The organism is Streptomyces sp. NPDC056160 (genome assembly GCF_042268205.1).
In the GTDB taxonomy this organism is placed as follows: domain Bacteria; phylum Actinomycetota; class Actinomycetes; order Streptomycetales; family Streptomycetaceae; genus Streptomyces.
On record NZ_JBHJUW010000292.1, the window covers coordinates 1 to 3,496 of the forward strand.

Annotated in this window: 4 protein-coding genes; all 4 read left to right on the forward strand. The window is 73.9% G+C overall.

Annotated features, from left to right (window positions below; genetic code table 11):
* The first annotated feature begins 42 nt into the window (after nucleotides 1-42).
* The 4 genes from ACFC02_RS42035 to ACFC02_RS42050 all read left to right on the forward strand — a co-directional run bounded on the left by ACFC02_RS42035 (nucleotide 43) and on the right by ACFC02_RS42050 (nucleotide 3,331).
* Nucleotides 43-660 (forward strand): DUF1349 domain-containing protein, encoded by a 618-nt coding sequence (locus ACFC02_RS42035; RefSeq protein WP_376368231.1) that lies wholly within the window; start codon nucleotides 43-45, stop codon nucleotides 658-660.
* 98 nt (nucleotides 661-758) lie between these two features.
* Nucleotides 759-1,340, forward strand: a complete 582-nt coding sequence (locus ACFC02_RS42040) for a GNAT family N-acetyltransferase (protein ID WP_376368225.1) — start codon at nucleotides 759-761, stop codon at nucleotides 1,338-1,340.
* A 93-nt stretch (nucleotides 1,341-1,433) separates the two neighbouring features.
* Complete coding sequence (locus ACFC02_RS42045) at nucleotides 1,434-2,156, forward strand: DsbA family oxidoreductase (RefSeq protein ID WP_376368227.1); 723 nt, start codon at nucleotides 1,434-1,436, stop codon at nucleotides 2,154-2,156.
* Between the two features lie 89 nt (nucleotides 2,157-2,245).
* Nucleotides 2,246-3,331: an aminotransferase class V-fold PLP-dependent enzyme gene (locus tag ACFC02_RS42050; protein WP_376368229.1), complete on the forward strand. Its 1,086-nt coding sequence runs from the start codon at nucleotides 2,246-2,248 to the stop codon at nucleotides 3,329-3,331.
* The last annotated feature ends 165 nt before the right edge of the window (nucleotides 3,332-3,496 follow it).

Sequence of the window (3,496 nt, forward strand, 5' to 3'; positions counted from 1 at the left end):
CCCGCGGCGGGCCGCCGGGAGGCGGGCTGGGAGACTTCGGCAATGGACGCCGAACGCCTCGAACTGCCCGCCCTCCCCTTCGCCCTGCGCCCCTACGGGCCCGACGGCCGGTGGTCCTGTGCGGACGGGGTCCTCACCGGCCGGGCGGGCCCCGGGCAGGACCGTTTCGTGCCGCCCGCGGGCCAGGCGCTTGACCCCGCCGGTGACGCCCCCCGCCTGCTCGGTGCCCCGGACGGCGACTTCCAGCTGGTCGCCCGTGTCACGGTCGGCTTCGGCGCGGCCTTCGACGCGGGCGTGCTCTACGTGCACGTCGGCGAGCGGGCCTGGGCCAAGCTGTGCCTGGAGCTGTCCCCGGACGTGCCCACCGTGTGCACGGTGGTCACCCGCGGGCACTCCGACGACGCCAACTCCTTCACCGTGGACGGCGACTCGCTGTGGCTGCGGGTGAGCCGCACCGGACGCGCGTTCGCCTTCCACGCCTCCCACGACGGCGCGCGCTGGACCTTCGTCCGCGTCTTCACCCTGGACGGGGCCGAGAAGGCGGACGGCACCCTGGTCGGCTTCATGGCGCAGTCGCCGGTGGGGGAGGGGTGCACGGTCACCTGGGACCACATCGGTTTTCGGCCGCGAGGACTCGCGGACCTGCGGGACGGCAGCTAGGACCAGCGAGGGCCGGCTTCAGGCAGGACCAGCGAGGGCCGGGTTCCGGGCCGGGCCGGGCCGCAACCGGCCGTGGCCGCCGGGGCGTCCTTGCCCGCATGATCGAAGAACACGCGAGCGGTGAACGCGCGGACGGCGCCCTGGTGATCCGCGCCGCCCTGCCCGACGAGGTCGAGGCCATCGCCGACCTGCACCTGCGGGCCCGTTCGACGTACTACCCGGACGGCGTTCCGCAGGGGGACGTCGACTGGCGCGAGGCCTGGCGCGGCTGTGTCGAGCAGCCGCAGACGCAGGTGCTGTGCGCCGTCGAAGGGGACCGGATCGTCGCCATCGCCTCCTTCCGCACCCCGGACGGCGCGTGCGCCGACACGGTCAAACTGTTCCAGTTCCACGTCGATCCCGGCCACTGGCGGGCCGGCATCGGCACGGCCCTGCACCGGGCCTGCGTGCAACGGTGGCGGGCCGAGGGCAGGCGCACGGCCGTCCTCGACGTCCACGCGGACAACGCCCGGGCCCAGGCCTTCTACGCCCGCCAGGGCTGGTTCCCCGACCCGGAGAACCCGCCCGCCGAGGGCGACCACCACCTGGACCTGCGGTTCACCGTGACCGGTGACCGGGGAATGACCCCGGGAACGGACCGGGGAACGGACCGACAAACGGACCGACGAACGAACCGGTGAACGGGCCGGGGAATGAACACGGCTGCTTGAACGTTCACGCATCGGCGACGAGACCCCCTCCGCCCCCGTACGACCTGGAGAAGAGCCGAGAGCATGCGCGTCGAGATCTGGACTGACATCGCCTGTCCCTGGTGCTACGTAGGAAAGGCCCGCTTCGAGAAGGCGCTGGCCTCCTTCCCGCACCGGGACCAGGTCGAGGTCGTGCACCGCTCCTTCGAACTGGACCCGCAGCGCGCCAAGGGCGACGTCGAACCCGTGCTCACCATGCTCACCAGGAAGTACGGCATGAGCCAGGCGCAGGCGCAGGCCGGAGAGGACAACCTCGGCGCCCAGGCCGCCGCCGAGGGGCTCGACTACCGCACCCGCGACCGCGACCACGGCAACACCTTCGACATGCACCGCCTGCTGCACCTCGCCAAGGAGCACGGCAGGCAGGACGAGCTGCTGGAGGCCCTGTACCGGGCGAACTTCGCCGAGGAGCGGTCCGTGTTCGCCGAGGGCGACGACCGGCTCGTCGAGCTGGCCGTCGGCGCCGGGCTCGACGCCGCCGCCGTCCGGGCGGTGCTCGCCGACCCGGACGCCTACGCCGACGAGGTGCGCGCCGACGAGCGCGAGGCCGCCGAGCTCGGCGCCACGGGGGTGCCGTTCTTCGTCCTCGACCGCACGTACGGCGTCTCCGGCGCCCAGCCCGCCGAGGTGTTCGGGCAGGCCCTCACCCAGGCGTGGGGCGACCGCGCACCGCTGACCCTGCTCCAGGACGGGAACGGCGGCGCCGGGGCCTGCGGGCCGGACGGCTGCGCGGTGCCGCAGGCCTGAGGCCGGCCCGGCCGCCGCCGGGCCGTGCGTCCGCCCAGGTCAGCGCCCATGCATAAGAGACCCTTGGAGGAACCGGGCAGAAATCCGCGATGGACTTCGACTTCCCGGGGCCGCACAGTGGTCCCATGGAGACGTTCGAGAGCCTCGTCCGTGCCGAGTTCGCCCCCAAGAACACCTACCTGAACACCGCGAGCCTCGGGCTGCTCCCCGCCCGTACGGTGGCGGCCCTGCGCACCGCGGTGGAGGCGGCGGCCACCGGGCAGCCGACCGACATGTTCGCCGACGTGGAGGCCGCCCGCGCGAGTTTCGCCCGGCTGGCGCGGGTGCCGGACCACCGGGTGGCCGCCGGCGCCTCCGTCGCCGTCTACAGCGGTGTCATCGCCGCCTCGCTCCCCGAGGGCGCCGAAGTCCTCACCGCCGAGGGCGACTTCAGCTCCGTGGTGAACCCCTTCCACATGCGCCGCGACCTGAAGGTGCGCAGCGTTCCGCTGGAGCAGCTCGCCGAGGCCGTACGGCCGGGGACGGCGCTGGTCGCGGTGAGCGCCGCGCAGTCGGCGGACGGCCGGGTCGCCGACCTGCCCGCCCTGCGCGCGGCGGCGCGCGAGCACGGGGCACGCACGTACGTCGACGCCTCGCAGGCCGCCGGGTGGCTCGACCTCGACGCGGACGCGTACGACTACGTCGCCGCCGTCGCCTTCAAATGGCTGCTGTGCCCCCGGGGCGTGACCTTCCTGGTCGTCCCCGACGACCTCGGCGGCCTCCAGCCGCTGTTCGCCGGCTGGGTGGCGGGGGAGCGGCCCTGGGACAGCTGCTACGGCCCGGTCGGCGAACTCGCCGGCTCGGCACGCCGGTTCGACGAGAGTCCGGCGCTCTTCTCCTACGCGGGCGGGCGCCGGTCCCTGGAACTGGTGGAGGAGCTGGGCGTGGCCGCCGTACGCGCCCACGACCTGGCGCTGGCCGGCCGGTTCCGCGCCGGACTGCGCTCCCTGGGCCACGAGCCGGTCGCCGCACCCGGGTCCCCGATCGTCTCCGTGCCCGGACTCGGCGACCGGCAGGGCGAGTTGAGCGGCGCGGGCATCGAACTGTCCGCCCGCGCGGGCAACCTGCGGGCCGCCTTCCACCTGTACAACACCGAAACGGACGTGGACCGCCTGCTGGACGTCCTGGCCGGGTGAGCGGCAACGGGAGGCCCGCGCGGGGTCCCTCCCGAGGTCCCCGCACACGGGAAAGGGGCCTCCCGTCCCACGGCGGTTTCTAGCGGTCGTTGCAACACGCGGTTGTGTTGATCAGGCCGTGAGCAGTTTATGCAGGCGCTCGGCTGGGGTTTCCCAGCCGAGCGT

Excerpts from the sequence above, each read along its gene's own strand:
- ACFC02_RS42035 (WP_376368231.1), top strand. The coding sequence starts at position 43 with ATGGACGCCGAACGCCTCGAACTGCCCGCCCTCCCCTTCGCCCTGCGC.
- ACFC02_RS42040 (WP_376368225.1), top strand. The coding sequence starts at position 759 with ATGATCGAAGAACACGCGAGCGGTGAACGCGCGGACGGCGCCCTGGTG.
- ACFC02_RS42045 (WP_376368227.1), top strand. The coding sequence starts at position 1,434 with ATGCGCGTCGAGATCTGGACTGACATCGCCTGTCCCTGGTGCTACGTA.
- ACFC02_RS42050 (WP_376368229.1), top strand. The coding sequence starts at position 2,246 with ATGGACTTCGACTTCCCGGGGCCGCACAGTGGTCCCATGGAGACGTTC.